The 25,716-nt window shown below is 64.7% G+C and carries 25 protein-coding genes and 1 pseudogene; 11 read left to right on the top strand and 15 right to left on the bottom strand.

Annotated elements, in window-relative coordinates; genetic code table 11:
• Window positions 1-26: 26 nt before the first annotated feature.
• From FSZ31_RS03870 to rpmF, 3 genes are read right to left on the bottom strand one after another with little or no spacing between them, the layout of a single operon-like run.
• On the bottom strand, window positions 27-989 hold the full coding sequence (locus tag FSZ31_RS03870) for a beta-ketoacyl-ACP synthase III (RefSeq protein ID WP_147121708.1): 963 nt from the start codon (window positions 987-989) through the stop codon (window positions 27-29).
• Window positions 986-2,026: a phosphate acyltransferase PlsX gene (gene plsX, locus FSZ31_RS03865; protein WP_147121707.1), complete on the bottom strand. Its 1,041-nt coding sequence runs from the start codon at window positions 2,024-2,026 to the stop codon at window positions 986-988. Before plsX ends, FSZ31_RS03870 begins: the two co-directional genes overlap by 4 nt.
• Window positions 2,027-2,081: 55 nt before the next feature.
• Window positions 2,082-2,258, bottom strand: coding sequence for a 50S ribosomal protein L32 (gene rpmF / locus FSZ31_RS03860; RefSeq protein WP_147121706.1), 177 nt, complete (start codon window positions 2,256-2,258; stop codon window positions 2,082-2,084).
• Between the two features lie 247 nt (window positions 2,259-2,505).
• Here rpmF and FSZ31_RS03855 point away from each other — a divergent pair, with 247 nt between their 5' ends.
• Window positions 2,506-2,940: an MAPEG family protein gene (locus FSZ31_RS03855; protein WP_201739112.1), complete on the top strand. Its 435-nt coding sequence runs from the start codon at window positions 2,506-2,508 to the stop codon at window positions 2,938-2,940.
• 12 nt (window positions 2,941-2,952) lie between these two features.
• Here the strand turns inward: FSZ31_RS03855 and FSZ31_RS03850 are convergent, their stop codons facing one another.
• The 4 genes from FSZ31_RS03850 to ygfZ are packed head-to-tail and all read right to left on the bottom strand — an operon-like array spanning window position 2,953 to window position 5,345.
• A complete protein-coding gene (locus FSZ31_RS03850; protein WP_147121705.1) occupies window positions 2,953-3,621 on the bottom strand; it encodes an MBL fold metallo-hydrolase in 669 nt (222 codons plus the stop codon).
• Window positions 3,622-3,664: 43 nt separating this feature from the next.
• Entirely contained in the window at window positions 3,665-4,198 is a 534-nt protein-coding gene (locus tag FSZ31_RS03845; RefSeq protein WP_147121704.1) for a retropepsin-like aspartic protease family protein, read from the bottom strand.
• A gap of 28 nt (window positions 4,199-4,226) precedes the next feature.
• Window positions 4,227-4,532 (bottom strand): hypothetical protein, encoded by a 306-nt coding sequence (locus FSZ31_RS03840; RefSeq protein WP_147121703.1) that lies wholly within the window; start codon window positions 4,530-4,532, stop codon window positions 4,227-4,229.
• Between the two features lie 54 nt (window positions 4,533-4,586).
• A complete protein-coding gene (ygfZ, locus tag FSZ31_RS03835) occupies window positions 4,587-5,345 on the bottom strand; it encodes a CAF17-like 4Fe-4S cluster assembly/insertion protein YgfZ (RefSeq protein ID WP_147121702.1) in 759 nt (252 codons plus the stop codon).
• A 58-nt stretch (window positions 5,346-5,403) separates the two neighbouring features.
• On the opposite strand from ygfZ, the gene pyrC reads away from it, so the two are divergent.
• Window positions 5,404-6,426, top strand: a complete 1,023-nt coding sequence (gene pyrC / locus FSZ31_RS03830; protein ID WP_147121701.1) for a dihydroorotase — start codon at window positions 5,404-5,406, stop codon at window positions 6,424-6,426.
• On the opposite strand, the gene rarD is transcribed toward pyrC, so the two are convergent.
• Window positions 6,423-7,376: an EamA family transporter RarD gene (gene rarD, locus FSZ31_RS03825; protein ID WP_236643648.1), complete on the bottom strand. Its 954-nt coding sequence runs from the start codon at window positions 7,374-7,376 to the stop codon at window positions 6,423-6,425. The two genes, pyrC and rarD, sit on opposite strands and share 4 nt — an antisense overlap.
• Window positions 7,369-7,590 (bottom strand): hypothetical protein, encoded by a 222-nt coding sequence (locus tag FSZ31_RS03820; RefSeq protein WP_147121700.1) that lies wholly within the window; start codon window positions 7,588-7,590, stop codon window positions 7,369-7,371. Before FSZ31_RS03820 ends, rarD begins: the two co-directional genes overlap by 8 nt.
• Before the next feature lie 180 nt (window positions 7,591-7,770).
• Between FSZ31_RS03820 and FSZ31_RS03815 the strand changes: the two genes are divergently transcribed.
• A complete protein-coding gene (locus FSZ31_RS03815; protein ID WP_147121699.1) occupies window positions 7,771-8,178 on the top strand; it encodes a glycine zipper 2TM domain-containing protein in 408 nt (135 codons plus the stop codon).
• 268 nt (window positions 8,179-8,446) lie between these two features.
• On the top strand, window positions 8,447-9,142 hold the full coding sequence (locus FSZ31_RS03810) for a hypothetical protein (RefSeq protein ID WP_236643647.1): 696 nt from the start codon (window positions 8,447-8,449) through the stop codon (window positions 9,140-9,142).
• Between the two features lie 87 nt (window positions 9,143-9,229).
• Here the strand turns inward: FSZ31_RS03810 and FSZ31_RS03805 are convergent, their stop codons facing one another.
• Together FSZ31_RS03805 and thiS are read right to left on the bottom strand one after the other, a co-directional pair.
• Window positions 9,230-9,400, bottom strand: coding sequence for a CsbD family protein (locus FSZ31_RS03805; RefSeq protein WP_147121697.1), 171 nt, complete (start codon window positions 9,398-9,400; stop codon window positions 9,230-9,232).
• 127 nt (window positions 9,401-9,527) lie between these two features.
• A pseudogene (thiS, locus tag FSZ31_RS03800) lies at window positions 9,528-10,546 on the bottom strand (sulfur carrier protein ThiS).
• Between the two features lie 27 nt (window positions 10,547-10,573).
• Between thiS and aroQ the strand changes: the two are divergent.
• The 4 genes from aroQ (at window position 10,574) to FSZ31_RS03775 (ending at window position 14,242) form a co-directional block, all read left to right on the top strand.
• Window positions 10,574-11,026: a type II 3-dehydroquinate dehydratase gene (gene aroQ, locus FSZ31_RS03790; protein WP_147121694.1), complete on the top strand. Its 453-nt coding sequence runs from the start codon at window positions 10,574-10,576 to the stop codon at window positions 11,024-11,026.
• A 109-nt stretch (window positions 11,027-11,135) separates the two neighbouring features.
• Window positions 11,136-11,585 carry an acetyl-CoA carboxylase biotin carboxyl carrier protein gene (gene accB / locus FSZ31_RS03785; RefSeq protein WP_147122534.1) on the top strand — a complete coding sequence of 150 codons (450 nt, stop codon included), beginning with the start codon at window positions 11,136-11,138 and terminating at the stop codon, window positions 11,583-11,585.
• Between the two features lie 13 nt (window positions 11,586-11,598).
• Entirely contained in the window at window positions 11,599-12,975 is a 1,377-nt protein-coding gene (gene accC, locus FSZ31_RS03780) for an acetyl-CoA carboxylase biotin carboxylase subunit (protein ID WP_147121693.1), read from the top strand.
• 37 nt (window positions 12,976-13,012) lie between these two features.
• A complete protein-coding gene (locus tag FSZ31_RS03775) occupies window positions 13,013-14,242 on the top strand; it encodes a bifunctional alpha/beta hydrolase/OsmC family protein (RefSeq protein WP_147121692.1) in 1,230 nt (409 codons plus the stop codon).
• Here FSZ31_RS03775 and FSZ31_RS03770 read toward each other — a convergent pair.
• Window positions 14,239-16,380 carry a TonB-dependent receptor gene (locus FSZ31_RS03770; protein WP_147121691.1) on the bottom strand — a complete coding sequence of 714 codons (2,142 nt, stop codon included), beginning with the start codon at window positions 16,378-16,380 and terminating at the stop codon, window positions 14,239-14,241. The genes FSZ31_RS03775 and FSZ31_RS03770 overlap by 4 nt on opposite strands.
• A gap of 114 nt (window positions 16,381-16,494) precedes the next feature.
• On the opposite strand from FSZ31_RS03770, the gene arsC reads away from it, so the two are divergent.
• A complete protein-coding gene (gene arsC / locus FSZ31_RS03765) occupies window positions 16,495-16,839 on the top strand; it encodes an arsenate reductase (glutaredoxin) (protein ID WP_147121690.1) in 345 nt (114 codons plus the stop codon).
• 102 nt (window positions 16,840-16,941) lie between these two features.
• Window positions 16,942-18,531, top strand: coding sequence for a sulfatase-like hydrolase/transferase (locus FSZ31_RS03760; protein WP_147121689.1), 1,590 nt, complete (start codon window positions 16,942-16,944; stop codon window positions 18,529-18,531).
• Here the strand turns inward: FSZ31_RS03760 and recF are convergent.
• Entirely contained in the window at window positions 18,528-19,628 is a 1,101-nt protein-coding gene (recF, locus tag FSZ31_RS03755) for a DNA replication/repair protein RecF (protein ID WP_147121688.1), read from the bottom strand. The two genes, FSZ31_RS03760 and recF, sit on opposite strands and share 4 nt — an antisense overlap.
• A 441-nt stretch (window positions 19,629-20,069) precedes the next feature.
• Here recF and FSZ31_RS03750 point away from each other — a divergent pair, with 441 nt between their 5' ends.
• Window positions 20,070-20,273 carry a PspC domain-containing protein gene (locus FSZ31_RS03750; RefSeq protein WP_147121687.1) on the top strand — a complete coding sequence of 68 codons (204 nt, stop codon included), beginning with the start codon at window positions 20,070-20,072 and terminating at the stop codon, window positions 20,271-20,273.
• A gap of 60 nt (window positions 20,274-20,333) precedes the next feature.
• On the opposite strand, the gene FSZ31_RS03745 is transcribed toward FSZ31_RS03750, so the two are convergent.
• Both FSZ31_RS03745 and rpoC read right to left on the bottom strand, forming a co-directional pair.
• On the bottom strand, window positions 20,334-21,299 hold the full coding sequence (locus FSZ31_RS03745) for an NAD-dependent epimerase/dehydratase family protein (RefSeq protein WP_147121686.1): 966 nt from the start codon (window positions 21,297-21,299) through the stop codon (window positions 20,334-20,336).
• An 84-nt stretch (window positions 21,300-21,383) separates the two neighbouring features.
• A complete protein-coding gene (rpoC, locus tag FSZ31_RS03740; protein WP_147121685.1) occupies window positions 21,384-25,667 on the bottom strand; it encodes a DNA-directed RNA polymerase subunit beta' in 4,284 nt (1,427 codons plus the stop codon).
• Window positions 25,668-25,716 lie beyond the last annotated feature (49 nt).

The following is a 25,716-nucleotide window of genomic DNA, read 5'->3' as shown; positions in this document are numbered from 1 at the left end:
ACCATCTGTAAATCGAGCCAGTCCAATCAGTAACGGACGACTGTTGCCCCCCAGGTGAAGCCGCCGCCCATCGCTTCGAGCACCAGCAACTGGCCGCGCTTGATCCGGCCGTCGCGGATTGCCGTGTCGAGCGCCAGCGGCACCGACGCCGCCGACGTGTTGGCATGTTCGGCAACCGTCACGACAACGCGCTCGATCGGCAGGCCGAGTTTCTTGGCGGTCGCCTCGAGAATGCGGATATTGGCCTGGTGCGGCACGACCCAGTCGACCTCGGACGCATCGACTTCCGCCTGTTCGAGCGCGATTCCCATGACCGAGGCGAGGTTGGTCACCGCATGGCGGAACACTTCGCGGCCCTTCATGCGAAGCTTGCCGACGGTGCCGGTGGTCGACGGTCCGCCATCGACATAGAGCAGCTCGCCATGGCCGCCGTCGGCATGGAGGCTCGACGACAATATGCCGCGTTCGCTGTCCTTTTCGGCCGACAGGACGACCGCGCCTGCGCCATCGCCGAACAGGACGCAGGTCGTGCGGTCCTCCCAGTCGAGGATGCGGCTGAAGGTTTCCGATCCGATCACCAGCGCGTGTTTCGCGGTGCCGGTGCGGATCATGCTGTCGGCGACGCCCATCGCGTAAAGGAAGCCAGAACAAACCGCACCGATGTCGAACGCAACCGCGTCCTGGATCCCGAGCAGCGCCTGGACCTTCGTCGCGCTCGACGGAAAGGTCTGGTCGGGCGTCGCGGTGGCAAGCACGATCAGGCCGATGTCGGAGGGTTCGAGCCCCGCTGCCGCGATGGCCTTGCGCGCGGCATCGGCGCCCAGTGTCGCGGTCGTTTCCTCAGGAGCGGCGATGTGGCGAAAGCGGATCCCGGTCCGCTCGACGATCCATTCGTCGGTCGTATCGACGGTCTCGGTCAGCTCGGCATTCGACACGCGCCGTGCGGGCAGCGCCGATCCGGTCCCGGCAATCACTGAGCGAACGGTCATGCGCGCGTCTCGCCGGCGCGGCTGCCGCCGAACCGCGCCAGATCCTCGCTGACCTGCCGCGTAATATCCTTTTCGACGAGCTCGGCGGCGACATGGACCGCGTTGGCGACACCCTTTTCGTTCGCGCCGCCATGGCTTTTGAGGACGACGCCGTTGAGGCCGAGGAAGACCGCGCCGTTATGGTTGTTGGGGTCGAGATGGTGCTTGAGCAGCTCGGTCGCCGGGCGCGAGATGAGGAAGCCGATCTTCGACCGGACCGAGCTGGCAAACGCGTTGCGCAGCAGGTCGGTCACGAAGCGCGCGGTGCCCTCGATCGTCTTCAAGGCGATGTTGCCCGAAAAGCCGTCGCAGACGAGCACGTCGATATCGCCGCGCGACATCTTGTCGCCCTCGATAAAGCCGGTGAAATCCATCGGCAGCTCGGTCGCGTCGCGCAATGCTGCGGCGGCATCGCGAATCTCGTCGGTGCCCTTCATGTCCTCGGTGCCGATGTTGAGCAGCGCGACGCGCGGGCGTTCGAGGCCCAGAGCGGTGCGCGCATAGGCCGCGCCCATGATCGCGAACTGGATCAGGTTGTTGGCGTCGCACTCGGTGTTGGCGCCGAGGTCGAGCATGACGAGGTCGTTGCTGCCAAGCGTCGGCAACAGTGCCGCCAGCGCCGGCCGGTCGATCCCCGGCATGGTGCGAAGCGCGAGTTTCGACATCGCCATCAGCGCGCCGGTATTGCCCGACGACAAAGCCGCACCGCAATCGCCCGATTTGACCGCCTGGATGGCGAGACCCATCGAGCTGTTCTTCGACTTGCGCAGCGCCTGGCTGGGCTTGTCGTCGCCGGTCACGACTTCGTCGGTGTGGAGGATGTCGGAGGCCGCGCGCAAATTGGGATGGCTGTCGAGCGCCGCCTTGATCCGCACCTCGTCGCCGACGAGCAGGAATTTCAGCCGGTCGTGGCGATGGCGTGCCAGCGCGGCGCCCGCCATCATGACGCGCACGCCAACATCGCCGCCCATCGCGTCGATTGCGATCCGCGGCGTCATGCCCACCGGCATATCTCCTTATTCTGGGTCAGCTGTCTGGCGGGCAAAAGCCCGGTTATTCGGGCGAGATGACTTCGCGCCCGTTATAATGACCGCAGGCATCGCACAAAATGTGCGGACGCTTCAGTTCGCCGCAATTGGGGCATTCCTGATACGCCTGGGGTTTCAGCGAGTCGTGGCTACGACGCATGCCGCGCTTCGACGGGGAAGTTTTTCTTTTGGGGACAGCCATTTCGGCACCTGCTCAATAATCGTTATGTGGATCCGTGTGCGTGCGCACGTAAGCCTCTCGACACGAAATGGCAACGGTCACCCCCATCAGGCGGCGTCATAGCCTCTTCGCGTGAATCAGAAGATTCGCTTGCCGTACCAGCGCGAGGCGCCGCCTATAACGCGAGGCTCCATTAGTGCAAGCCCCGGTTGCATGATCGCCCATACTCGGCCACGTTCATGCCTGTATAAATCTGGGGGAGTCCATCATGATGTTTTTGCCGATTACGCTGACGATCGCCGCTGCTGCCGCCTTGCTCAACCTGTGGTTGTCGATCCGCGTCGGGCGCGTGCGGATGAGTGAAAAAATCTCGGTCGGCGACGGCGGTAACGAAAATCTCATCCGACGGATGCGCGCGCAGGCCAATTTCCTCGAAAATACGGGCTTCGCGCTCGTCCTGATCGCGGCCATCGAACTCGCCGTCGGCAGCTCGACCATTCTCTGGCTGACCGGTCTGATCTATATCCTCGGGCGGATCGCGCATGCCTTTGGCATGGACGGCGGCAAATGGGCGACGGGCCGATCGATCGGGACGCTCACGACGATGATCATCCTGCTCGGCCTTGCCGCCTATGCGCTGTTCCTCGTCTATACCGGCCCGAGCGCGATGATCGCGCCGGCGAGCGCGGGCCACGTCGCCTGATCCTGCCCTGATCTAGCCCGCCATCGCCCGGTCACCGACGAACGGGTTGTTGGCGCGCTCATGGGCAAAGGTGCTCGGCGGGCCGTGGCCGGGGAGGAAGGTCGTATCGCCGCCGAGCGGCCATAGCTTGTGCGTGATCGCGTCGAGCAGGTCCTGGTGGTTGCCCATCGGGAAGTCGGTCCGGCCGATCGAGCCCTGGAACAGGACGTCGCCGACGATCGCGAGCTTCGACGGCGCGTGATAGAAGACGACATGGCCCGGCGTGTGGCCGGGGCAGTGAATGACGTCGAGCACGAGATCGCCGACGGTCACGGTTTCGCCGTCGCCAAGCCAGCGATCGGGTTCGAACACCTTGCCTGCAACGCCGTAATTGCGCCCGTCGTCCTCGAGCCGGCTGATCCAGAAGCGATCGGCCTCGTGCGGCCCCTCGATCGGCAGGCCAAGCTCTTTGGCAAGCGTGCCCGCCTCGCCGCAATGATCAATATGACCGTGCGTCAGCAGGATCTTTTCGAGCTCGACACCGTGTTGCTCGGCCGCTGCCTTGAGCCGGTCGAGATCGCCGCCGGGATCGACGAACGCCGCCTTGTTGGTCCTGGTGCACCACAGCAGCGTGCAATTCTGCTGCAACGGCGTGACGGGAATGATGGCGGCGCGCAGCGGCGGCAGGTTGGCTTCGGTCATCGCGCAGACATGGCGGCGGCAACCGCGAGTTGCAAGGCGGCGGTCAGCGCAGGATCATCGCGTCGTCGGCGATGCGCATCTCGGCGAGCTGGGCGAGGAACGACTGGCCGAGCAACGACATCGGCAGATCGGCATCGACCACCGCTGCGGCGACGTTGCGCCGTTCGATCCCGCCGATCCGCAGCCGGTCGATCGTCACGCGCTTGGTCCTGACCGGCCCGCCCGCTGTCTGCGCGGTCCCTGTGAACTCCGACGGAAACACCGATATGCCCGCCGCCAGCGCATCCTCGCGGCGCAGCACGACGAGGCTCGCGCCGCTGTCGATGACCATCGGAAAAGCCGCTCCGTTGACCACCGCCTGCGTCGTGAAATGGCCTTCGGGGCCGCGCGCAACGACGACACCGTCGCCCGATACGGCACGCGGAGCGGCAGGCGCTTGCGATCGTGACTGACCAGTGGGCGTTACCTCATTGATCGCGGCATCGCCTGCTTCACTGTCAGACGAGGTGCGCAGCCCCGGCCCGACGAAGAATGCGAGCGCGAGCACCGATCCGGCGAGGAACAGAAATCCTTTCACCGCCGGTCCTTATGAGTTCGGGTCGAGATCAATATTCGGGCGCGCGAGAGGCGCGCGCTTCGGGCGAATCATAGGCGGGCAGATCGACCAGGCTGCTGTCGCGTGGCGCGCGCACGGTCGAACGATGGGGCTGGGCAACGACGCTGCTGTCGTCGGTGGCGAACACGCGCTCGACCGGCTCAGGTGCCGACGGAGCGGCCGAATCGCCCGTCAACGCGCCCTCGTCGCTGCCTTCGATGCTGTTCGCGAGCTTGTCGTTAGTCGGCAGCGACGGCGCGATCACGAGGACCGCGACAAGGATGAATCCCGCCATCAGGATGACCGACCGTAACATGGCCGCAATCTTACGCGCGAATCGGTGGATATTGGGTAAACGCGTGCCCGCGCGTCAGGCCATCCAGCCGGGCCGTGCGACATCGGGGATATCCTCGACGCGCCGCCGCTCGACCGACACGCCAATATCCTGATAGGCGACCATCTGGCGCTTTTCCTCGGCCGCGGCGATCGGCACGACGACGAGGCGTCGGCTAACCTTGTTGCGCCAGTTCATCCGTGCGGTGTTTTCCTGGCCGACATAGCAGCCCTTCGAAAAGCTCACGCCGTTGAGCTCGCCGGAATTGGCCTCGAGCCACAGCGTCTTGTCATGGCCCAACTCGTCGCGGCCCTCGGTCACGCCGAGCGCGAGTCGGTGCGCGCGCCACGCGTCGTCGGCAGCGCCCTCGCCTGCCCCCTCGCCCGCCGGCGCCAACCAGCGCTGGCCGAGCGCGGCCAGCCGCGGATCGGGCGTATGCCCGCGCGCATCGGGCGACCAGTGCACCGCCAGGTCATCGACCGGCGCGATCGCGATCTTGCGGCGCAGGCGATAGAGACCCAGTCGTTTCGCCAGCTCGTCGCGATGCGCCGCCTCGCAATCGATCAGCAGCGCCGAATCGTCCGCGGGATCGGGCCAGATGAGGAAATCGAACAGCGCCTTGCCTTGCGGGCTAAGCAGTGCGGCCCAGCACGGCAGCGGCCCGTCGACGTCGTTGGTGACGAGGCCCTGGAGGAAACCGCGCACATCCTCGCCCGACAGGCGCAGCAGCGAGCGGTCGGCAAGGCGGGTCGCGGTGCAAGGCGTGGTGGCGGTCTGGGGGCTGGTTTCGGTCATGGTCCTTAGGTAGGGACTGGGACGTAGGGGCGAAAGACGCAGCGAGAGAATTGACCGCATGACCGACACGATCACCTTGCGCCGTCCCGATGACTGGCACGTCCACCTGCGCGACGGCGACATGCTCGGCCGCGTCGCCGGTGCCACCGCGCTCCAGTTCGCCCGCACGATCGTCATGCCCAATCTCGCCCCGCCGGTGACGAGCGTTTCCGCCGCGCGTGCCTATCGCGACCGGATCATGGCCGCATTGCCCCGCGACACACGCTTCACCCCGCTGATGACCGCGTACCTGACCGATGACAGCGACCCGCAGGAGATCGCGCGCGGCGCCGCCGAGGGCGTATTCACCGCGGCCAAGCTCTATCCCGCCAATGCCACGACCAACAGCGCGCACGGCGTCACCTCGATCGCCGCGATTCGCAATGTGCTTGAGGCGATGGAGGCGATCGGCCTGCCGCTGCTCGTCCATGGCGAAGTGACCGATGCCGATATCGACATTTTCGATCGCGAGGCGGTGTTCATCGACCGCGTCCTGGCGCCGCTGCTGCGCGACATGCCCGGCCTGCGCATCGTCTTCGAACACGTCACCACCGCCGATGCGGTCGCCTTCGTCGAAAGCGCCGATGCCGATGTCGCCGCCACGATCACCCCGCACCACCTCCACATCAACCGCAACGCGATGCTCGTCGGCGGGATCAGGCCGCACGCCTATTGCCTGCCCGTGGCCAAGCGCGAAGCCCACCGGCAAGCGCTGCGCAAGGCGGCAACGGGGACGAGCGATCGCTTTTTCCTCGGCACCGACAGCGCCCCGCATGAACGCGCGGCGAAGGAAAGCGCGTGCGGCTGCGCGGGGATTTTCAACGCGCCTTTTGCGATCGAAAGCTATGCCCAGGTGTTCGACGACGAGGGCGCGCTCGACCGGCTCGAAGCCTTTGCTTCGCTCAACGGCCCGGCCTTTTATCGCCTGCCGCCCAACGAAGAGCGGATCACGCTGAAACGCGGCGAGACCATCGTGCCCGATCTGGTCGACGGTATCGTCCCGTTCCACGCCGGCGAAACGCTCGGCTGGTCGCTCGCCTAAGCGGGCGTAACGCTCGCAATCGCATCGCGGCGCGACGCTTTCCACGCATCCCAGCTATAGAGGATCAGCCCCGTCCAGATCAGCGGGAATGCGATGAGGTGCGCGGTGGTCAGCGCTTCGTGGTAGAGTAAGACGCCGAGCAGGAACTGGATCGTCGGGGCGAGATACTGGATCACGCCGAGCGTCGCGAACTTCATCTTCTTGGCCGCGCTGGCGAACAGCACCAGCGGGATCGCGGTCACCGCGCCGCCGGCGATCAGCAACAGGTCGATATCGCGCGATTGCACGCCAAACGCGCCGCCGCCGACAAAGGCGAGCCAGACGAGAAAGCCGAGCGCGACCGGCGACAGGATCAGCGTCTCGGTCGCCATGCCGACCATCGGCCCGACCGGCGTCATTTTCTTGATCAGGCCATAAGTGCCGAACGATCCGGCGAGCGCCAGGCTGACCCACAAGGTGCTCAGCGCGCCCGCCGCCAGCACCGCGACACCGACCGCCGCCAGCGCGACGGCAAAGACCTGCGCCCGGCTCAGCCGTTCCTTGAGCACGACATAGCCGAGCACGACATTGAGCAGCGGATTGAGATAATAGCCGAGGGCAGCGGCGACGACATGGTCGTTGAACACCGCCCAGATATAGATCAGCCAGTTGATCGCGATCAGTATGGCCGTCGCACACAGCGTCGCCATCGACTTGCGTGTGCGAAGGACGGTGCCAAGCTCGCCGAGCCTGCCAAGGATCGCCAGTACCGCGATCAGCAACAATGCGCCCCAGACGATGCGATGCGCGACGACCTCGAGCGGCGCGACCGAGGTCAGCGCCTTGAAGAAGAGCGGCATCAGACCCCAGGAAACATAGGCGCCAAGCGCCTGCGGCAGGCCCGCTATGCCCTTGGTCGGCGGGGAAGCGCCGTGCGTCTGCGCAGCGCGCGCAGGCGTCTCGTCAGACAAGACCGCCGCCGAGCATCAGCCGCAGGATCGCGATGACGAGCACGATCAGGCAGAAATTGCGCCCGCCCTTTTTCGACGACAGCGCGCCGACCGCTATGCCGATAAGCGCGATCACGCCGACCAGCCAGTTGCCCATGCCGAGCAAAGGAAGGAACGACGGGATCGCGAGCAGCAGCGCGACGAGACCGATGAGGATCGAGAGAATGTTGAGCATGACGCTGCGCCTAGCGCCGTGTGCAGGCGACTGGCAAGCGAAAGCGAATGCGGCAATTCGTCGCTGCCGCGCCACGGCTCGTCGTCGCTGAACGGGCTGTCTAGCTGCGGTTCATCGAAAGGGTGTTGTCTGGCGGGGACAGCGCTCGCCGGGACCAAGGCGAGCCAGCAGGAGATACTTATGAAAACGCTCATCCTATCGCTCGCAGCCTTCGGCCTCGTCGCGCCGACCGCCGCTTTGGCCGACCCGCCCAGCTGGTCGCAATCCAACAGCTATCACAAAGGCAAGAAGCACAAGCATCGCTATCGCAGCTCGGCCAACCAGCGCGGCTATTACACCCAGGGTCAGGCCCAGCCACTGCGCGCCAACACGCGCGTCTGGCAGGGCGATGACGGACGCTATTATTGCAAGCGCGATAACGGCACGACCGGCCTGATCGTCGGCGGCGTCGTCGGCGGCCTGATCGGCAACGAGGTCGCGGGCCGCGGCGACCGCACGCTCGGCACGATCCTCGGCGCCGCCGGTGGCGCGCTGCTGGGTCGCGAAATCGACCGCCGCAGCGGCCGCAACCGCTACAGCTGCCGCTAACGCGCAGCTCCAATATCCCGTTGGGCAGGCATTCGCGCGCCCGACGGTTCAGAAGGCGCCTGTCCGGGTTACGCATGTCCGGCCAGGCGCCTTTTCGCATCTGCACACGGCGCACGCAGCGTGCCAAACTGGGAAGGGGCGCGCTGCGGTGGCAGATTCCTAACGACTTTTTAGCGTTTGGCGGTCAAGACTAACGCAAAGTTAAGGGAGTTTTCAGCCGATGCGCCGTTCCGATCGATCCGTTTCGTCCGCTCTTGCGATATCCGCCATGCTCGCGCTTCCGCTTGCTTTAGCGAGCTGCGGTCGCACCGCCAGCGACAGCGACGCGACCGACAACCAGTCGGATCCCGCCGCGCGCGCGGCGCTCGAAGACCCGATCATGGTCGATCCCGACCTCACCGAACAGTCGAACCGCAACGCCGTCACGACCGGCAGCAAGCCCGCGACCGGCGGCGTGCCGTTGTCGCGTCAGGCGGCGGTCGCCGATGCGGCGCAGGCCGACGCGGTCAAGGCCGTCGGCGGAAAACTGATGAGCGCGCCCGCTGCCAAAACGATGGAATGCGACAGTTGCGACGTCAACGAACCCGTCACGCTCGGCGCGCGCGCGGCACAGCAGAACGGAAAATGCGACGCAAAGCTGAGCTATGGCGCCGAATGGGCCGATCGCATGCCCGCCGCCTTTCCCGTTTATCCCCGCGCCACGCTGCGCGAGGCGGCTGGCGTAACGAGCGGCGAGTGCAACGTGCGGGTGATCAACTTCCGCACCGGCGCATCGCTCAAGTCGGTGCTCGATTATTATTACACCCGCGCCAAGCGAGCAGGCTATGACGGCGAGCACACCGTCAAGGGCCAGGAACATTATCTCGGCGGCACCCGTGCCAGCGACGGCGCCGCCTATGTCGTGATCGTCAACCATACCGGCGGCCTGCGCGACGTCGACATCGTCGCCAGCAACGGTCGGTAGATTCGACGCCTCCGCAACGGTCGGCAACGCACAAGAAAAAGGCCGCCCCGTGAGGAGCGGCCTTTTCTTTCGAATGCTTGGCGACGATCAGATGTCGTTGCCGAGAGCACCTTCGACTTCGCCCTTGAGCTGCTGCGCTTCGCCCTTGGCTTCCTGCTTCTTGCCTTCGGCGCGCGTCTCGGGGTTGCCGCTCTGCTGCTTCACATTGCCAATGGCTTCGTTGGTGTTGCCTTTGACCTTTTCGGTGAATTCACCCATTTTTCGTCTCCTGTCTTGTCAGGCAGCGCGTCATGCGCTGTCGAAAAGGAAACCGATCAAGGGCATGTTTGGTTCCGACGATTTGCGACTAACCGTTTGTCGCAAAACGGTTTCACAGGCGTAACGATCAAATCAGTCCGGCGAGCGGACTCGACGGGTCGGCGTACATTCGGCGGCCCATGCGACCGGCGAGATAGGCGTTGCGCCCGGCCTCGACCGCCTGCTTCATCGCGCGGGCCATGCGAACGGGGTCCTTCGCCTCGGCAATCGCGGTGTTCATCAGCACACCGTCGCAGCCGAGCTCCATCGCGACCGCCGCATCGCTCGCGGTGCCGACCCCGGCATCGACGAGGACCGGCACGCCCGCGCCTTCGACGATCAGGCGGATCGTCACGCGGTTCTGGATGCCGAGCCCCGATCCGATCGGCGCGCCGAGCGGCATGATCGCCACCGCGCCCGCCTCTTCGAGCTGTTTCGCCGCGATCGGATCGTCGACGCAATAGACCATCGGCTTGAAACCCTCGGCGACGAGCGTCTCGGTCGCCTTCAACGTCTCGCGCATGTCGGGATAGAGCGTGCGCGCTTCGCCGAGCACTTCCAGTTTGACGAGGTCCCAGCCGCCCGCCTCGCGCGCCAGCCTTAGCGTGCGGACCGCTTCGTCGGCGGTGAAACAGCCCGCGGTGTTGGGCAGGTAGGTGACCTTCTTCGGGTCGATGAAGTCGGTCAGCATCGGCGCATTGGGATCGCTGACGTTGACCCTGCGCACCGCGACGGTGACGATTTCCGCGCCCGACGCCTCGAGCGCGGCGGCGTTCTGCGCAAAATCCTTGTACTTGCCCGTGCCGACGATCAGCCGCGAGGTGAAGCTATGTCCCGCGACGGTCCAGCTATCGATATCGATTCCTGTCATCATCCACCTCCCACGAAGGTCACGATTTCGAAATCGTCGCCGTCCTCGACGATGACCTCGGCGAGCCTGGCGCGCGGGACGACCTCGAGATTGCGCTCGACCGCGACCTTGTCGGGCGACAGGCCGAGGTCGCGCGCCAGGTCGGCAATGCTGAGTCCTTCATAGACGCGGCGATGTTCGCCGTTCACGCGGACCGAGATGGTGTCGTCTGCCAATGCTGCTTTCCTTTGCGTCATGCGGTGCCGCCTGCATATAGGTAGGCAATGCCCGACCCCGCAACCGATGCCGGCACCGTCTTTGTCCTCAACGGGCCCAACCTCAACCTTTTGGGCACGCGAGAGCCCGAAATCTATGGTGCCGACACGCTCGCCGACATCGCCGCGATGCTCGATGCGCGCGCGTCCGATCACGGGCTGACGCTCGATCATCGCCAATCGAACCACGAGGGCGACCTGATCGACTGGCTGCACGAGGCACAGGCGACGGGTGCACGCGCGGTGATTCTCAATCCCGGCGGCTATACCCACACCTCGGTCGCGCTGCGCGATGCGGTCGCCGCCATCGCCCTGCCCGTCTGGGAGGTCCACCTCAGCGATCCCGAGACGCGCGAGGCCTTTCGTCATCACAGCCTTATCGCCGATGTCGCGGCGGGGCGGATCGCGGGTCACGGCGGCACAGGCTATCTGATGGCTCTGGACGCAATCGCCGCCGCCTGATAGCCGCCATTGCGATCAGGAAACGATGCCGTCCCCCGGACGTTGAAACGGGGTCCGACGCGCAGAAATAACAGGAAGCATCATGGCCGTAACACCAAAGGACCGACAGATGCAGGTCGATACCAAGCTTGTTCGCGAACTTGCCGAGCTGCTCGGCGAAACCGGTCTCACCGAGATCGAGGTCGAAGACGGCACGCGCAAGATCCGCGTCTCGCGCGGTGGCGGCGTCGCCCCCGCCCAGTACCAACCCGCACCTGTCGCGGCAGCGGCTGCAGCGGCACCCGCCGCCGCAGCCGCGCCGGTCGAACCCGCTGCCGATGCCCAAGCCGATGCAGTAAAATCACCGATGGTCGGCACCGCCTATCTCTCGCCCGAACCCGGCGCGCCCGCGTTCAAGGCGATCGGCGACAAGGTTGCCGCCGGCGACACGATCATCATCGTCGAGGCGATGAAGGTCATGAACCCGATCGTCGCGCCCAAGGGCGGCACGCTCAAGGCGATGTTCGTCGAAGACGGCACGCCGATCGAGTTCGACCAGCCGCTGTTCGTCGTCGCTTGATCGGCGCGCGCACATGAACTTCGAAAAACTCCTCATCGCCAATCGCGGCGAGATCGCCCTGCGCATTCACCGCGCCTGCCACGAAATGGGCATCAAGACCGTCGCGGTCCACTCGACCGCCGACAGCGACGCGATGCACGTCCGCCTCGCCGACGAGGCGATCTGCATCGGCCCGCCCTCGGCGACCGATAGCTATCTCAACATCCCGGCGATCATCGCAGCGGCCGAGATCAGCCACGCCGACGCGATCCATCCCGGCTATGGTTTCTTGAGCGAGAACGCGCAGTTCGCCGAGATCGTCGAGGCACACGGCATCGCGTTCGTCGGTCCCAAGCCCGAACATATCCGCATCATGGGCGACAAGGTCGAGGCCAAGCGCACTGCGGGCAAGCTCGGCCTGCCGCTCGTCCCCGGCTCCGATGGCGCGATCGAGGATATCGCCGAGGCGCGCAAGATCGCTGCCAAGATCGGCTATCCGGTGATCGTCAAGGCCGCCTCGGGCGGCGGTGGGCGCGGGATGAAGGTCGTTGCATCCGAAGACGAACTCGAAAGCCTGATGAGCCAGGCGCGTTCGGAGGCCAAGGCGGCATTCGGCGACGCCACCGTCTACATGGAAAAATATCTCGGCGATCCGCGCCATATCGAATTCCAGGTGTTCGGCGACGGCAAGGGCAATGCGATCCATCTCGGCGAGCGCGACTGTTCGCTCCAGCGGCGTCATCAGAAGGTCCTCGAGGAAGCCCCCTCGCCCGTCATCTCGTCCGAAGAGCGCACGCGCATGGGCGAAACCTGCGCCAAGGCGATGGCCGACATGGGCTATCGCGGCGCTGGCACGATCGAGTTTCTCTACGAGAACGGCGAATTCTTCTTCATCGAGATGAACACCCGCCTGCAGGTCGAGCATCCGGTGACCGAGATGATCACCGGCGTCGACCTCGTCCGCGAACAGATCCGCATCGCCGAAGGCAAGCCGCTGTCGGTCGCGCAGGCCGATATCGAGTTCAAGGGCCACGCGATCGAATGCCGCATCAATGCAGAGGATCCGCGCACCTTCGCCCCCTCGCCCGGCACCGTCACCGATTACCACGTCCCCGGCGGCATGCACGTGCGCGTCGATAGCGGCCTCTACCAGGGCTATCGCGTACCGCCCTATTACGACAGCATGATCGCCAAGCTGATCGTCTATGGCCGCAACCGCGAGGGCTGCCTGATGCGCCTGCGCCGCGCGCTCGAAGAGTACGTTATTCTCGGCATGAAGACGACGATCCCGCTCCACCAGGCGTTGCTCGACGATCCCGAATTCCAGAACGGTGCCTATACGATCAAGTGGCTCGAGGAATGGCTCGCCAAGAGCATCGCAGACGAAGCGGCGGAAGCGGCGGGGAAATAACCGCGCCGATCACTAGGGCCCCGAACGAGGATCGCGCATGACCGAGAATTTCACCTTCCCGGCGCGCGACGGCCAGATGCTGTCGGCGTCGCTCGAACGGCCGGCGGGCCGCATCCGGGCAACCGCGCTGTTCGCGCATTGCTTCACCTGTTCGAAGGACAGCCTTGCCGCGCGCTACGTCTCGCGTGCCCTCGCCGAGGCAGGCCTGGCGACGCTGCGCTTCGACTTTACCGGGCTCGGCAGCAGCGAAGGCGCATTCGCCGATAGCCATTTCGCGGGCAATATCGCCGACCTCAAGGCCGCCTGCGACGCCCTGTCCGAACGGCTTGCGCCGCCGTCACTGCTCGTGGGGCACAGTCTCGGCGGTGCGGCGGTGATAGCGGTGGCGAAGAACCTTCCCAGCGTGACCGCCGTTGCGACGATCGGCGCGCCGTTCGCGGTCGATCATGTCCTGTCGCATTTTCCCGACGGCACGGCGAAGGCACGCCGGGGCGAGGCTGCCGAAATCGAGATCGGCGGGCGCACGCTCGTCATCGACGCCGATTTCGTCGCGCAGATGCAGGGCCACGACCAGGCCGATCGGCTTGCCGACCTGAACCGCGCGCTGCTCGTCCTCCACGCTCCGCGCGACCAAATCGTCGGTATCGATAACGCTTCGCAGATTTTCGCTGCCGCCAAGCACCCCAAGAGCTTTGTCAGCCTGAATGATGCAAACCATCTGCTCACGCGCAAATCCGACGCACACTATGCCGCCGCTGTCATCGCCGCCTGGGCCGAACCCTATCTTCCGGCGGTCGCGCCCTTGCCCGGCGATCTTGCCGAAGGCCATGTCCGCGTCACCGGCACCGACGAGACATTCCTCCAGCATATCGAGGCATCGGGTCATTTGTTCGTCAGCGATGAGCCCAAATCGGTCGGCGGCGGCAATGCCGGCCCGACGCCGTATGACCTGCTGCTCGCGGGACTCGGCAGTTGCACCTCGATGACGATCCGGATGGTTGCGACGCGCGAGAATATCCCGCTCGAAAACGTGTCGGTCACGCTGTCGCACGACCGGCGTCACTGCGACGATTGCTTCACCGGTATCGAGGGCGCGAAAGGTGACAAGAAGGGGCGCCTCGACGTTATCGAACGCCATATCGTCCTGACCGGCGAGCTCGACGACGCGCAGCGTGCCAGGCTGCTGCGCGTCGCCAATCTGTGCCCGGTCCACCGCACGCTCGAAAACACGCCGGTGATCAAGACCGACCTCGCCGATCCCGCCTAGAAGCGCGCCTTCAGCGTGAAGCGTGCACCGATCGGCGCGCCGGTCGAGATGTTGTTGTCGTTGTGCGCGACGGGGAAATAGGTCGCGTCGGTGACGTTCTCGATATTGACCTGTGCCTCGATGCCGTCGGTCAGCCTGTAGAAGGCGGCAAGGTCGAGCCGGCCGTAACCGGGCAGCACCACTGCGTTCGACAGGTTGGCGAAACTCTTCGATTGGTACGACGCGCCGACGCCGAGGCCGAGACGATCGGTCGCCTGGTAGCGCGCCCACAGGCTGGCATTGTGCTTGGGCACCTGCGCGGTGCGTTTGCCCGCATCGTCGCCGCCAATGACCTTGGCATCGGTATAGCTGTAGCCCGCGGCGAGCTGCAGCGCGTCAGTCAATCGACCGGTCAGGCCCGCTTCGAACCCGCGGGTGCGCTGCTTGCCGGTGAGCACGACGGTCCCCGGAACGGGCCCCGCGGCGGTGCCGTTGGCGCTGTCGAGCTGATAGACGGCAGCAGTGGCGATCAGGCCCGGCCGCGCTTCCCATTTTGCCCCGATCTCGTAATTGCGGAACGTCTCGGGGTCGAGATTGGCGGTCGTCGGGCTGAGCGAGAGGAACTGGTCGCCCGATTGCGGCAGGTAGCTGACCGAATAGCTCGCATAGACCGATGCGTTCGCCGCCGGCTTGTAGATCAGGCCGACGCGCGGCGACCACAGAGAGTCGGTCCGCGACAGTGCCGCGCCCGAGACGAGGTCGACGGTGTCGAGCGCAAAGCGATCATGGCGCAGGCCGATAACAAGCTCGATCGCCTGGCCGATTTCGACCTGGTCCTGCGCATAGACCGCAAACACATCGGCCTGGCTCGTGCGGTCGCGGATGACCGGGCTGAAGCCAAATGAGGGGAACGTCACCGAATCGCCAAGCTGGCCATTGGACGTAGCAAAAATCGCGTTGCGGCGATTGTTGCGCGTGTCCTGGCGCGAGGCTTCGACCCCGATCAGGAGCGTGTGGGCGATGCCGCCGGTCGCGGTCTGCCAGACGAGATCGGCCTGCCCGACGACGTTTTCGCGCGCCGTCACGTCCCAATAGCCGCCAGCCTTGAATGCGCCGGTCGCCGGATCGACGGGGCCACCGGCATAGATGTTGCGATACATCTTGTCGTAATCGCCATAGATGCCGCGCACGTTGAGTTCGAGCGCGTCGGAGAAACGGTGGTTGAGCCGCACGCTGGCGACATGTGCGTCGAGCGTCGTCCGGTTGGTGTCGGGGTCGCCGAAAAATGTGTCGCGATGCCCCGCCAGTGGACGCCCGCCGAGCGAGGGCACGCCGCGATCGACGACGCGATCGTCATCGACATATTCGTAGCTGAGACCGAGCTTGGTCGCATTGCCGAGTTCGAACCCGGCGACTGGGTTGATCCCGAAACGGCGCCCGTCATAGGCGTCGCGGTGGTTGCCGAGCTCTTCGTAATAACCGTTGATCCGCGCCGCGCTGGAGAGCGTGCCGGTCGACAGCGGGACATTGACGTCGCCGCTGACATACCAGCTGCCAAAGGTATCGAGCGACGCGGTGGCGGCGGTGATCGCCTGGTCGGGCAGCGCGCTCTTGGTGACTCGGTTGACGACTCCGCCACCACCACCGCGGCCGAAGATCATCGCGTTGGGACCTTTGAGGATCTCGACGCGGTCGATATTGTAGAGGCTGCGGAAATACTGGACGTCGTCGCGCACGCCATCGAGATAGAAATCGGCGGTCGAATTGTTGCCGCGCAGCGTGATCTGGTCGCGATGCCCTTCGCCCTGGCCGCTGGTCACACCGGGCACGAATCGGACGAGGTCGGCGATCGAGCGGATGCCCTGGTCGGCGATCTGCTTGTTATCGATAATCGTTATCGATTGGGGCACGTCAATAACCGGAGTCTCGGTCTTGGTGCCCGCGCTGGTCTCGAGGACGACATAGCCTTGCCGCCTGGCGGTCACCAAAATGCCGTCGGCGGCCTGGACAGCGTCAGCGCCTGCGCCATCGGCGCGAGGAGGCGCCAACGGCGCGGATCCGCCGTCTTCGGCTTTGGCAAAGGCCGGCGCGGCGAGCGCGGCGGCGGCAATAGCGGTCGAAGTGAGGCGTACGGCGAAGGGTAGCAGTCTGGAGGTCATGAGAAGCTTTCGATTGGTGTGTGTGTAGGAGACATCCGCTAATGAGAGTCGTTCTCAATTGCAAGATCACTCTCGACATTGCGTCGCTTTTTTTGCTGCGCTATCGCAGTGCGCATGAAAGCAACGATCTGGCACAACCCGAATTGCGGCACCTCGCGTAAGACGCTGGCGATTCTTGAAGAGACGCCCGGGGTCGAGACGAATGTCGTCGAATATCTCAAATCGCCCTTCACCCGCGCCAAGCTCGAGCAGCTGTTCGCCGACGCCGGGATGACTCCCAAAGAGGCGCTGCGCACGCGTGGCACCGACGCCGACGAGCGCGGCCTTGCCGATGCGGACGACCATGCGATCCTCGATGCGATGGTCGCCAACCCGACCTATGTGAACCGCCCGTTCGTCGAGACCGACAAGGGCGTGCGCTTCTGCCGTCCGCAGGAAACGGTGCACGAGATTCTCTAGCCCCGCGCCGTGCGCGTTAACGAAGCACGCGCCGCCTGCGCCATATCCGTACCCGCATGGCGCCGGGCTTGCGCCGTCGCGCGAAGCGATTAGCGTCGCGTCATGCCAGCACTAGCGAACCGACCCGGCCGAACCGGCCTCCACCTGAGCCGCCCGGTTGCCACCGCGCTGACACTGGCGGCGACCGCGCTCGCCTTTGCTTTGTTCAACGAGCAGCAGCTCGTTCACGGTGTCCTCTATCGCCTCGCCGCGCACGACCCGCGCTCGGCCGCGATCAATTTCGGCGCGCTGGCGATCCAGGGCGGCCTCCTGTTCGCCGCGATTGCCTGGCTGCCGCGCCGCTGGTTCGGCATCGTCATCGCGCTCGCCGCACTCTCGGCCGCAATCGTCATGGGCTATCAGCAGGTGCTGCACGACCGGCTCGATACCGCGAGCCTCGCCTGGATGATCGGCGAGCGCCGCGAAGCAAACGCCGCTCTGGCCACCTTCGCCGTGCCGATCGTGATCGCCGGGACGCAATGGCTCGTCGCCATCATCGCCATTCTTGCCGCACGCCGACTGACGATCGGCTTTCGACACCGCGCCATCGCCCCGCTGGCATCGATCGTGCTCGTCGTCGCCTTTGCCTTCGCGCACATGCCCGCGCGCGCGCTCGGCTACGACACCGTGGGGTCCGAACGCGCACTCTATGTCTTCGGCGCACGCCTGATCCTCGCCGAACCCCCGCCGGCGCGCGCCAAGGTCGACCTGGCACCCGAGAGCGCCACCAAATTGCGCCATATCGTCTGGCTGGTCGACGAAAGCATTGCGCACGACGCCTATGCCCGCCTCGTCGCTCCCTCGCTCGCGCCCTACGCGCCGATCGACTTCGGTGAAGCGGCATCGATAGCCAATTGCAGCGCCCCGTCGAACGTCGCGCTGCGCGCGGGCGTCGATGTCGCAAACGTCTCATCGGCCACCGACCTGCGCGCGACCCCCTCGATCTGGGGCTATGCGCGCCGCGCGGGCTATAAGACGACACTGATCGACGGACAGGTCACCGGCGCGCCGCAAAACCTGCTGTTCGACCCCGAGCGCGCGCTGATCGACGATTATCGGCCTGCCGCCGACGGTCTCGACACCGACCGCGATATCGCCCGCACGATCAACCGGCAGATCACCCGCCCCGGCAAGAGCTTCACCTACGCCGTCCTCGAAGGCGCGCATTTCCAGTATCGCGACCATTATCCTTCGGACGCGCTCCCCGCCGATGCACCGCTGACCGCGCAATACGATGCCGCGGTCGGCTATTCGAAGCGCGATTTCTTCAGGACGCTGTTCGCCGGCGTCGACCGCGATGCGGTCGCGATCTTCTACACCTCGGACCATGGCCAGAACGTCCAGGACCGCGTGCCCCCGCATTGCAGCACCGCCCCCGTCCGCGCCGAATATTCGGTGCCGCTCGTCGCGCTGCTGCCGCACGACGCTGCCGCGGCCCTGTCTGGCACGAAGCCAACGGGGCACGACCACAGCCAGATCTTCCCGACGACCTTGTGGCTGATGGGCTATCCGCGCGGCGCGGTCGAGGCGCGCTACGACCATCTGCTCGATCGTCCGACCAAGCGCTACGTCACCTTTGGTCGTGCCGTCGTCCCGACCTCGGCGGGCGATGCGGTCGACGTCTCCGCCTCACCGCGCTTTCCCGGGCGCTAACTGCGCGAGACGATCCCACCGGCGACGCGCAACCGCGTCGCATTCTCGCTGACCGCAGCGAACAGCGTCGGCTCGGTGCCCGTCATCCAGACCTGCCCGCCATCGCTTTCGAGCCGCGCGAACAGCGCCGCGCGGCGCAGCGGATCGAGATGCGCCGCGACCTCGTCGAGCAACAGGATCGGGCGCTGCCCCCGCCGCCCAGCGATCAGGTCGCCATGTGCGAGGACGAGGCCGAGCAGCAGTGCCTTCTGTTCACCGGTCGAACATTTCGCCGCCGCCTGCCCGCTCGAACCGTGGCTGACCTGCAGGTCGTCGCGATGCGGCCCGGCGAGCGTCCGGCCCGCGCGCGCATCGCGCCGTCGCGACGTCGCCAGCAGGCGGCGCAGCGCCTCGCTCTCCCAACCCGCCTCGCTGTCGCCTGTGAGCGCCAGCACGGGCCGCGCGAAGGGACCGTCGGCGACCTCGTTGGCCGCGTCGGCGAGCGCGGCGACGAGATCGCGCCGCGCCGCATCGATCGCGGCACCGTGCGTTGCCATTGCGTCCTCGAGCGCGTCGAACCAGCCGGCATCGCCGCCGCGTTCCTCGGTCAGCAGCCGGTTGCGCGCGCGCATCGCCGCCTCATAGCGCGTCGCATGCGCGCCGTGTCCGGGATAGAGAGCGAGGACGAGCCGGTCGAGAAAGCGTCGTCGCGCGCCGGGCCCTTCGACGAACAGCCGGTCCATCGCTGGGGTCAGCCACAGCACCGACAGCCATTCGCCGAGCGCCGCCGCGGGGGCCGACGCACCGTTGACGCTGACCTTGCGCCGCCCGGGCGCCGAGGGCTCGATCGCGGTGCCCAGCGCGAGGTCGGCCTCGCCCTGCGGCGTCGTTGCCAGCCGCGCGGCGACGGCAAAGCCGCCGCTCGCACCCTCGCGCGCAATTTCGGGCAAGGCGGCGCGGCGCAGGCCGCGCCCGGGCGACAGCAGCGAGACCGCTTCGAGCACGTTGGTCTTGCCCGCGCCGTTTTCGCCGGTCAGCACGACCATCGCCGCATCGATGGCGATTGCGGCGTCGCGGTGGTTGCGAAAATCGGTCAGGCTGAGGCGGCGGATATACACGCCGACCGTCCTACTACGCGTGCAGGGGAGCGACTACGCCAAACACACGCGGCGATTTCGCGGCTTCTATAACGATTTTTTCGGGACGTAGCGAAATTGGCAGCGCGGAATCCTGCCAGTTCGCGTAATTTCCCATATATTGGCGCAACACGCGTTCTCTAAATATGGCTAAAATCGCCAACTGCTTATGAATAGGCGATTAATCGAAATTGGCACGTCCCATGCAGTGTATTTGGCATCGGGACGGATTGTCCGCCCCACCAGACAGGAGATACACCATGATCCGTTTCGCCACTGAAGAAGTCCGCACCGTCGCCATTGCCGCCTTCGCTTCGCTTTGCGTCGTCGCAATGTTCGCCGCTTCGGTTAGCGCCAATGCATCGGGTCTGGTGGCCTAATCGCCACCGACCCACCACCCCTGATTTCCAGGACAAGGACACCATGACCAACAACATCGAACCCCGCACCGAAGGTTTCCGGCTCGACCGCACGAGCGGCAAGCTGATGGGCGTTTGCGCCGGCCTCTCGAACAGGTTCGGCATCGACGCCACCCTGCTCCGCGTAGGCTTCGTCATCGCCACGCTCGCCGGTTTCGGCCTGCCCGTGGTCGCCTATCTCGCGATCGGACTGATCGCCGAAGGATAAGCCCCATTCGAACACCCACCGGGGCGAGCTTCTCGCCCCGCCAGAGGCCGACTGACCGCGCTAATCTGACATTCCTGCTGCGACCATCGGCGACACATAATCGGGTCGATGCGCGAATGGCATCGGCAGTTCGGCTCGCAAAGCCTCAAGTATATCCGCAAAGCTCGTTCGACACCGAAAGCCAAGAGTGGTTTCGGCATGCCGCGCATCATAAACGCGAGCGATGCTTGTCGGCAGTTTCCAGCCCTCCCGTTCGTAAAGAATTGGCGCGTCTGGAAAGTACCGGGCGACAACGTCTTCTGCATTGGACTTTAAGGCTTCGCAGTCCGAACGATCAAACGGCGTTGGTGCGCTTACGATCGATATGTCGAATCCGACGTCAGGTGCCCGTTCCAAGGCGGCGATATGCGCTGCGGCGGCATCCTCCACCGTCAACCGGCGATGGAGAAATTCATTGGCCTTGAGATTGGGGCCACTCAATTCGGTAAGCGTATCATCCTCCTCGGGAAAGAATCGCGCGGTGCGCAGGATGACACAAGGAAGATTGCGCTCGCGCGCGTAAAGGCGGCAAAGGCCCTCGGCCGCCAATTTGGTCACACCGTAGATGTTGCGCGGCGCCAGAGGCCCGCTGGTTTCGTCCAGCCACACCGCTGCCACCCCCCGCTCGGCGCGCACCGCTTCGGATATCATCAGTGAAGTGGTCGACGTGAAGACAAACCGATCATGGCCCGCCGCCGCCGCTATCGTGAGCAGGTTGAGCGTCCCCGCAATATTGACATCGACAAACTCCTTTTCGCCATGGCGCGCGATATCGGGCTTGTGCAAGGCCGCAGCATGAATCACCGCCTCAATCGAATGTTCGGTAAAGGCTTTTTCGATGATCGCGATATCGGCGACGGTGCCGACGATGTCGGTATGTTCGCCCGGCATTATGTCGAGGCCGATCGGACAATGCCCCGCGGTGCGCAGCATCGGCATCAGGTACCGACCTAGCCAGCCCGAGGAACCTGTTACCAATACCTTCATGCGTCGGTGTCTAATTCACTCGCGTCCAAACGAAAAGGGGCGAAACCTTGTGGTTCCGCCCCTGTTTCATGTCGTTGGCCAGCTTCAGCTCTCGCCGTTGCCTTCGCCGTCGCCGTCGGTCACGACCGCTGCCAGCGGATCGTCGCCGATGGCCGCTTCGACCGGCTGCTTGAGTTCGGCCTCATGCTCCTGCTCGGCCGTATCGGGCGCGATCAGCGCTTCCTGCATCTTGCGCCACTGGGCGCGCAGGGCGGCATCCTTGCTCGAAGCGGCAACGCGCATGCGGTTCATGCCGGCACCGGTACCCGCCGGGATCAGGCGGCCAACGATGACGTTTTCCTTGAGCCCGTTGAGCGTGTCCTTCTTGCCCTCGACCGCGGCCTGCGTCAGCACACGCGTGGTTTCCTGGAACGACGCCGCCGAGATGAAGCTGCGCGTCTGCAGGCTCGCCTTGGTGATGCCGAGCAGGACGGGCTTGCCGACTGCCTTCTTCTGCTTCTTGGTCAGCTTGGCGTTGATCTCGTCCATTTCCTCGTAATCGAGCTGCTCGCCCGCGAGGAGGACGGTATCGCCGCCGTCGGTGATCTCGACCTTCTGCAGCATCTGACGAACGATCGTCTCGATGTGCTTGTCGTTGATCTTAACGCCCTGGAGTCGATAGACTTCCTGGATCTCGCTGACGAGATATTCGGCGAGCGGCTCGACGCCGAGCACTTCCAAGATATCATGCGGATCGGGTGAACCGCCGACGAGGTTGTCGCCGCGCTTGACGAAATCGCCTTCCTGGACGTCGATAACCTTCGACTTGGGAACGAGATATTCGACCGGCTCGCCGCCGTTGATGCTGTCATCCTCGGGAACGATGGCGATCTTGCGCTTCGCCTTATAGTCCTTGAGGAACTGCACGCGGCCCGAGATCTTGGCGATGATCGCGTTGTCCTTCGGCTTGCGTGCCTCGAACAGCTCGGCAACGCGCGGCAGACCACCGGTGATGTCGCGCGTCTTGGCGGCTTCGCGGCTGACACGGGCAAGAACGTCGCCGCCCTCGACCCGGGCACCGTCTTCGACCGACAGCGTGGCACCGGGCGACAGCATATAGCGTGCCGCTTCGGTTTCGCCGTCGTCCGAACCTTCGGCGAGCAGCGTCAGGCGCGGGCGAAGATCTTCCTTCGACCGTGCGCCGGCACGATATTCGGTGACGACGCGCTGGGCGATACCGGTTGCTTCATCGGTCTGTTCGACGAGCGTCTTGCCGTCGAGCAGGTCCTGGAACTTCACGATACCCGACTTCTCGGTGATGATCGGCTGGGTGAACGGATCCCATTCGGCCAGACGTTCGCCGAGCGTCACCTTGCTGCCGTCTTCGATCAGCAGGTTGGCACCGTAAGGCAGGCGATGGACCGCACGTTCGCGGCCCTCGTTGTCGATGATCGCGATTTCGCCCGAGCGCGCGGTGACAATGCGCCGCTTCTTCTTGTCGACGATGCTCATCATGTCGCGATATTCGAGCGTGCCGTCGGCTACCGCTTCGAGGTTCGACTGCTCGTTGAGCTGCGCCGCGCCGCCGATGTGGAACGTCCGCATCGTCAGCTGGGTGCCAGGCTCGCCGATCGACTGCGCAGCGATAACGCCGACAGCTTCACCGATGTTAACGGGCGTACCGCGGGCGAGATCGCGCCCGTAGCACTTGCCGCAAACACCCATCTTCGATTCGCAGATCAGCGGGCTGCGGATCGCAACCGACTGGATGCCGATTTCTTCAATCCGCAGGATCGCCGCTTCGTCGAGCAGCGTGCCCGACTTGATCGGGTTCTTGGCATCCTTGGGATCGATGATGTCTTCGGCAGTCGTACGACCAAGGATCCGCTCGCCGAGCGACGCGATGGTCGAACCGCCCTGGACGATCGCCTTCATGTCGAGCGAACGGTCGGTGCCGCAATCTTCCTCGACGATCGTGCAATCCTGGCTGACGTCGACAAGACGACGCGTCAGATAGCCCGAGTTGGCCGTCTTCAGTGCGGTATCGGCGAGACCCTTGCGGGCACCATGCGTTGAGTTGAAGTATTCAAGGACGGTCAGGCCTTCCTTGAAGTTCGAGATGATCGGCGTTTCGATGATCTCGCCCGACGGCTTGGCCATCAGGCCGCGCATGCCGGCAAGCTGCTTCATCTGCGCCTGCGAACCACGAGCACCCGAGTGGGCCATCATGTAGATCGAGTTGATCGGCGCCATCCGGCCGGTCTTGGGATCGATCGGCTGCGCCTTGATCTTGTCCATCATGGCGTTCGCGACCTGGTCGCCGCAACGGCTCCAGGCGTCGATCACCTTGTTGTACTTTTCCTGCTGCGTGATCAGGCCGTCCTGATACTGCTGCTCGTAATCCTTCACCAATTCCTTGGTTTCGGCGACCAGCGTGATCTTTTCGTGCGGGATGATCATGTCGTCCTTGCCGAACGAGATGCCCGCCTTGAACGCGTGACGGAAGCCCAGGCCCATGATCGCATCGGCGAACAGGACGGTGTCCTTCTGGCCGGTGTGACGATAGACCTGATCGATGACGTCGCCGACTTCCTTCTTGGTGAGGAGGCGGTTGATCGTGTCGAACGGCACGGTGTGCGACTTGGGCAGGCATTCGCCGATCAGCATCCGGCCCGGCGTCGTTTCGACGCGGAGCATGAACTCCTTGCCGGCTTCGTCGGTCTGCGGGACGCGCGTCGTGATCTTCGAATGAAGCGTCACGGCACCGACGTGCAGCGCCTGGTGAACCTCGGCGATGTCCGACAGCATCATGCCCTCACCGGGTTCGCCATCGCGTTCCATGGTGAGATAATAGATGCCCAGCACCATGTCCTGCGAAGGAACGATGATCGGCTTGCCGTTGGCGGGCGACAGGATGTTGTTGGTCGACATCATCAGGACGCGCGCTTCGAGCTGCGCTTCGAGCGACAGCGGAACGTGGACGGCCATCTGGTCGCCATCGAAATCGGCGTTGAAGGCCGAACAGACGAGCGGGTGCAGCTGGATCGCCTTGCCTTCGATGAGGACCGGCTCGAACGCCTGGATGCCCAAACGGTGAAGCGTCGGCGCGCGGTTGAGCATGACCGGATGTTCGCGGATCACCTCGTCGAGGATGTCCCAGACTTCCTTGCGTTCCTTCTCGACCCACTTCTTCGCCTGCTTGAGCGTCATGCTCAAACCCTTGGCGTCGAGACGGGCGTAGATGAACGGCTTGAACAGCTCGAGCGCCATCTTCTTCGGCAGGCCGCACTGGTGCAGCTTGAGTTCGGGACCGGTGACGATGACCGAACGACCCGAATAGTCGACGCGCTTGCCGAGCAGGTTCTGGCGGAAGCGGCCCTGCTTGCCCTTGAGCATGTCGGACAGTGACTTCAGCGGGCGCTTGTTGGCGCCGGTGATCGTCCGGCCGCGACGGCCGTTGTCGAACAGTGCGTCGACCGATTCCTGCAGCATGCGCTTCTCGTTACGCACGATGATATCGGGCGCGCGCAGCTCCATCAGGCGCTTCAAACGGTTGTTGCGGTTGATCACGCGGCGATAGAGATCGTTGAGATCCGACGTCGCGAAACGGCCACCGTCCAGCGGCACCAGCGGGCGCAGTTCGGGCGGGATGACCGGCACGACTTCAAGGATCATCCATTCGGGACGGTTGCCCGAATCGATGAAGCTCTCGACGACCTTGAGGCGCTTGATGATCTTCTTGGGCTTCAGTTCCGACTTGGTCGTGGCCAGGTCTTCCATCAGCGCATCGCGCTCGCCCTCGAGATCGAGGTCCATCAGCATGTGCTTGACGGCTTCGGCGCCGATGCCGGCGGTAAAGGCGTCTTCGCCATACTCGTCCTGTGCTTCCATCAGCTCTTCTTCGGTGAGCAGCTGGAACTTCTCGAGCGCGGTCAGGCCAGGCTCGGTGACGATATAGGCTTCGAAGTAGAGGACGCGCTCAAGCTGCTTCAACTGCATGTCGAGCAACAGGCCGATGCGCGACGGCAGCGACTTGAGGAACCAGATGTGCGCGACCGGGGCGGCGAGCTCGATATGGCCCATCCGCTCGCGGCGGACCTTGGTTACCGTGACTTCGACGCCGCACTTCTCGCAGACGATGCCCTTGTACTTCATCCGCTTGTACTTGCCGCACAGGCATTCGTAATCCTTGATCGGACCGAAGATGCGCGCACAGAACAGGCCGTCACGCTCGGGCTTGAACGTGCGATAGTTGATGGTTTCAGGCTTCTTGATCTCGCCGAACGACCACGAACGGATGCGCTCTGGCGAGGCGATGCCGATCTGGATCTGGTCGAATGTCTCCGGCTTTGCGGCCGCCGGATTCGCGAAATGGGTGAGTTCGTTCATGGATCGAATTCCTCTTTGCCCCCGCGGCGTTTCCGCCAACGGGGGGCTT

The sequence above is a fragment of the Flavisphingopyxis soli genome, from assembly GCF_007995095.1.
Classification (GTDB): domain Bacteria; phylum Pseudomonadota; class Alphaproteobacteria; order Sphingomonadales; family Sphingomonadaceae; genus Flavisphingopyxis; species Flavisphingopyxis soli.
Note: the sequence above shows the minus strand (reverse complement) of the source record. Positions and strands in the feature narration are given on the sequence as shown.

What these genes read in the sequence shown, in the direction of transcription:
- FSZ31_RS03745 (WP_147121686.1), bottom strand. Translation starts at nt 21,299, where the DNA reads ATGAAGGTATTGGTAACAGGTTCCTCGGGCTGGCTAGGTCGGTACCTG.
- FSZ31_RS03775 (WP_147121692.1), top strand. Translation starts at nt 13,013, where the DNA reads ATGACCGAGAATTTCACCTTCCCGGCGCGCGACGGCCAGATGCTGTCG.
- FSZ31_RS03805 (WP_147121697.1), bottom strand. Translation starts at nt 9,400, where the DNA reads ATGGGTGAATTCACCGAAAAGGTCAAAGGCAACACCAACGAAGCCATT.
- FSZ31_RS03750 (WP_147121687.1), top strand. Translation starts at nt 20,070, where the DNA reads ATGACCAACAACATCGAACCCCGCACCGAAGGTTTCCGGCTCGACCGC.
- rpmF (WP_147121706.1), bottom strand. Translation starts at nt 2,258, where the DNA reads ATGGCTGTCCCCAAAAGAAAAACTTCCCCGTCGAAGCGCGGCATGCGT.
- rpoC (WP_147121685.1), bottom strand. Translation starts at nt 25,667, where the DNA reads ATGAACGAACTCACCCATTTCGCGAATCCGGCGGCCGCAAAGCCGGAG.
- accB (WP_147122534.1), top strand. Translation starts at nt 11,136, where the DNA reads ATGCAGGTCGATACCAAGCTTGTTCGCGAACTTGCCGAGCTGCTCGGC.
- FSZ31_RS03855 (WP_201739112.1), top strand. Translation starts at nt 2,506, where the DNA reads ATGATGTTTTTGCCGATTACGCTGACGATCGCCGCTGCTGCCGCCTTG.
- FSZ31_RS03810 (WP_236643647.1), top strand. Translation starts at nt 8,447, where the DNA reads ATGCTCGCGCTTCCGCTTGCTTTAGCGAGCTGCGGTCGCACCGCCAGC.
- FSZ31_RS03760 (WP_147121689.1), top strand. Translation starts at nt 16,942, where the DNA reads ATGCCAGCACTAGCGAACCGACCCGGCCGAACCGGCCTCCACCTGAGC.
- FSZ31_RS03870 (WP_147121708.1), bottom strand. Translation starts at nt 989, where the DNA reads ATGACCGTTCGCTCAGTGATTGCCGGGACCGGATCGGCGCTGCCCGCA.
- ygfZ (WP_147121702.1), bottom strand. Translation starts at nt 5,345, where the DNA reads ATGACCGAAACCAGCCCCCAGACCGCCACCACGCCTTGCACCGCGACC.
- FSZ31_RS03840 (WP_147121703.1), bottom strand. Translation starts at nt 4,532, where the DNA reads ATGTTACGGTCGGTCATCCTGATGGCGGGATTCATCCTTGTCGCGGTC.
- aroQ (WP_147121694.1), top strand. Translation starts at nt 10,574, where the DNA reads ATGCCCGACCCCGCAACCGATGCCGGCACCGTCTTTGTCCTCAACGGG.
- plsX (WP_147121707.1), bottom strand. Translation starts at nt 2,026, where the DNA reads ATGACGCCGCGGATCGCAATCGACGCGATGGGCGGCGATGTTGGCGTG.
- FSZ31_RS03820 (WP_147121700.1), bottom strand. Translation starts at nt 7,590, where the DNA reads ATGCTCAACATTCTCTCGATCCTCATCGGTCTCGTCGCGCTGCTGCTC.
- accC (WP_147121693.1), top strand. Translation starts at nt 11,599, where the DNA reads ATGAACTTCGAAAAACTCCTCATCGCCAATCGCGGCGAGATCGCCCTG.
- FSZ31_RS03850 (WP_147121705.1), bottom strand. Translation starts at nt 3,621, where the DNA reads ATGACCGAAGCCAACCTGCCGCCGCTGCGCGCCGCCATCATTCCCGTC.
- arsC (WP_147121690.1), top strand. Translation starts at nt 16,495, where the DNA reads ATGAAAGCAACGATCTGGCACAACCCGAATTGCGGCACCTCGCGTAAG.
- FSZ31_RS03815 (WP_147121699.1), top strand. Translation starts at nt 7,771, where the DNA reads ATGAAAACGCTCATCCTATCGCTCGCAGCCTTCGGCCTCGTCGCGCCG.
- FSZ31_RS03770 (WP_147121691.1), bottom strand. Translation starts at nt 16,380, where the DNA reads ATGACCTCCAGACTGCTACCCTTCGCCGTACGCCTCACTTCGACCGCT.
- pyrC (WP_147121701.1), top strand. Translation starts at nt 5,404, where the DNA reads ATGACCGACACGATCACCTTGCGCCGTCCCGATGACTGGCACGTCCAC.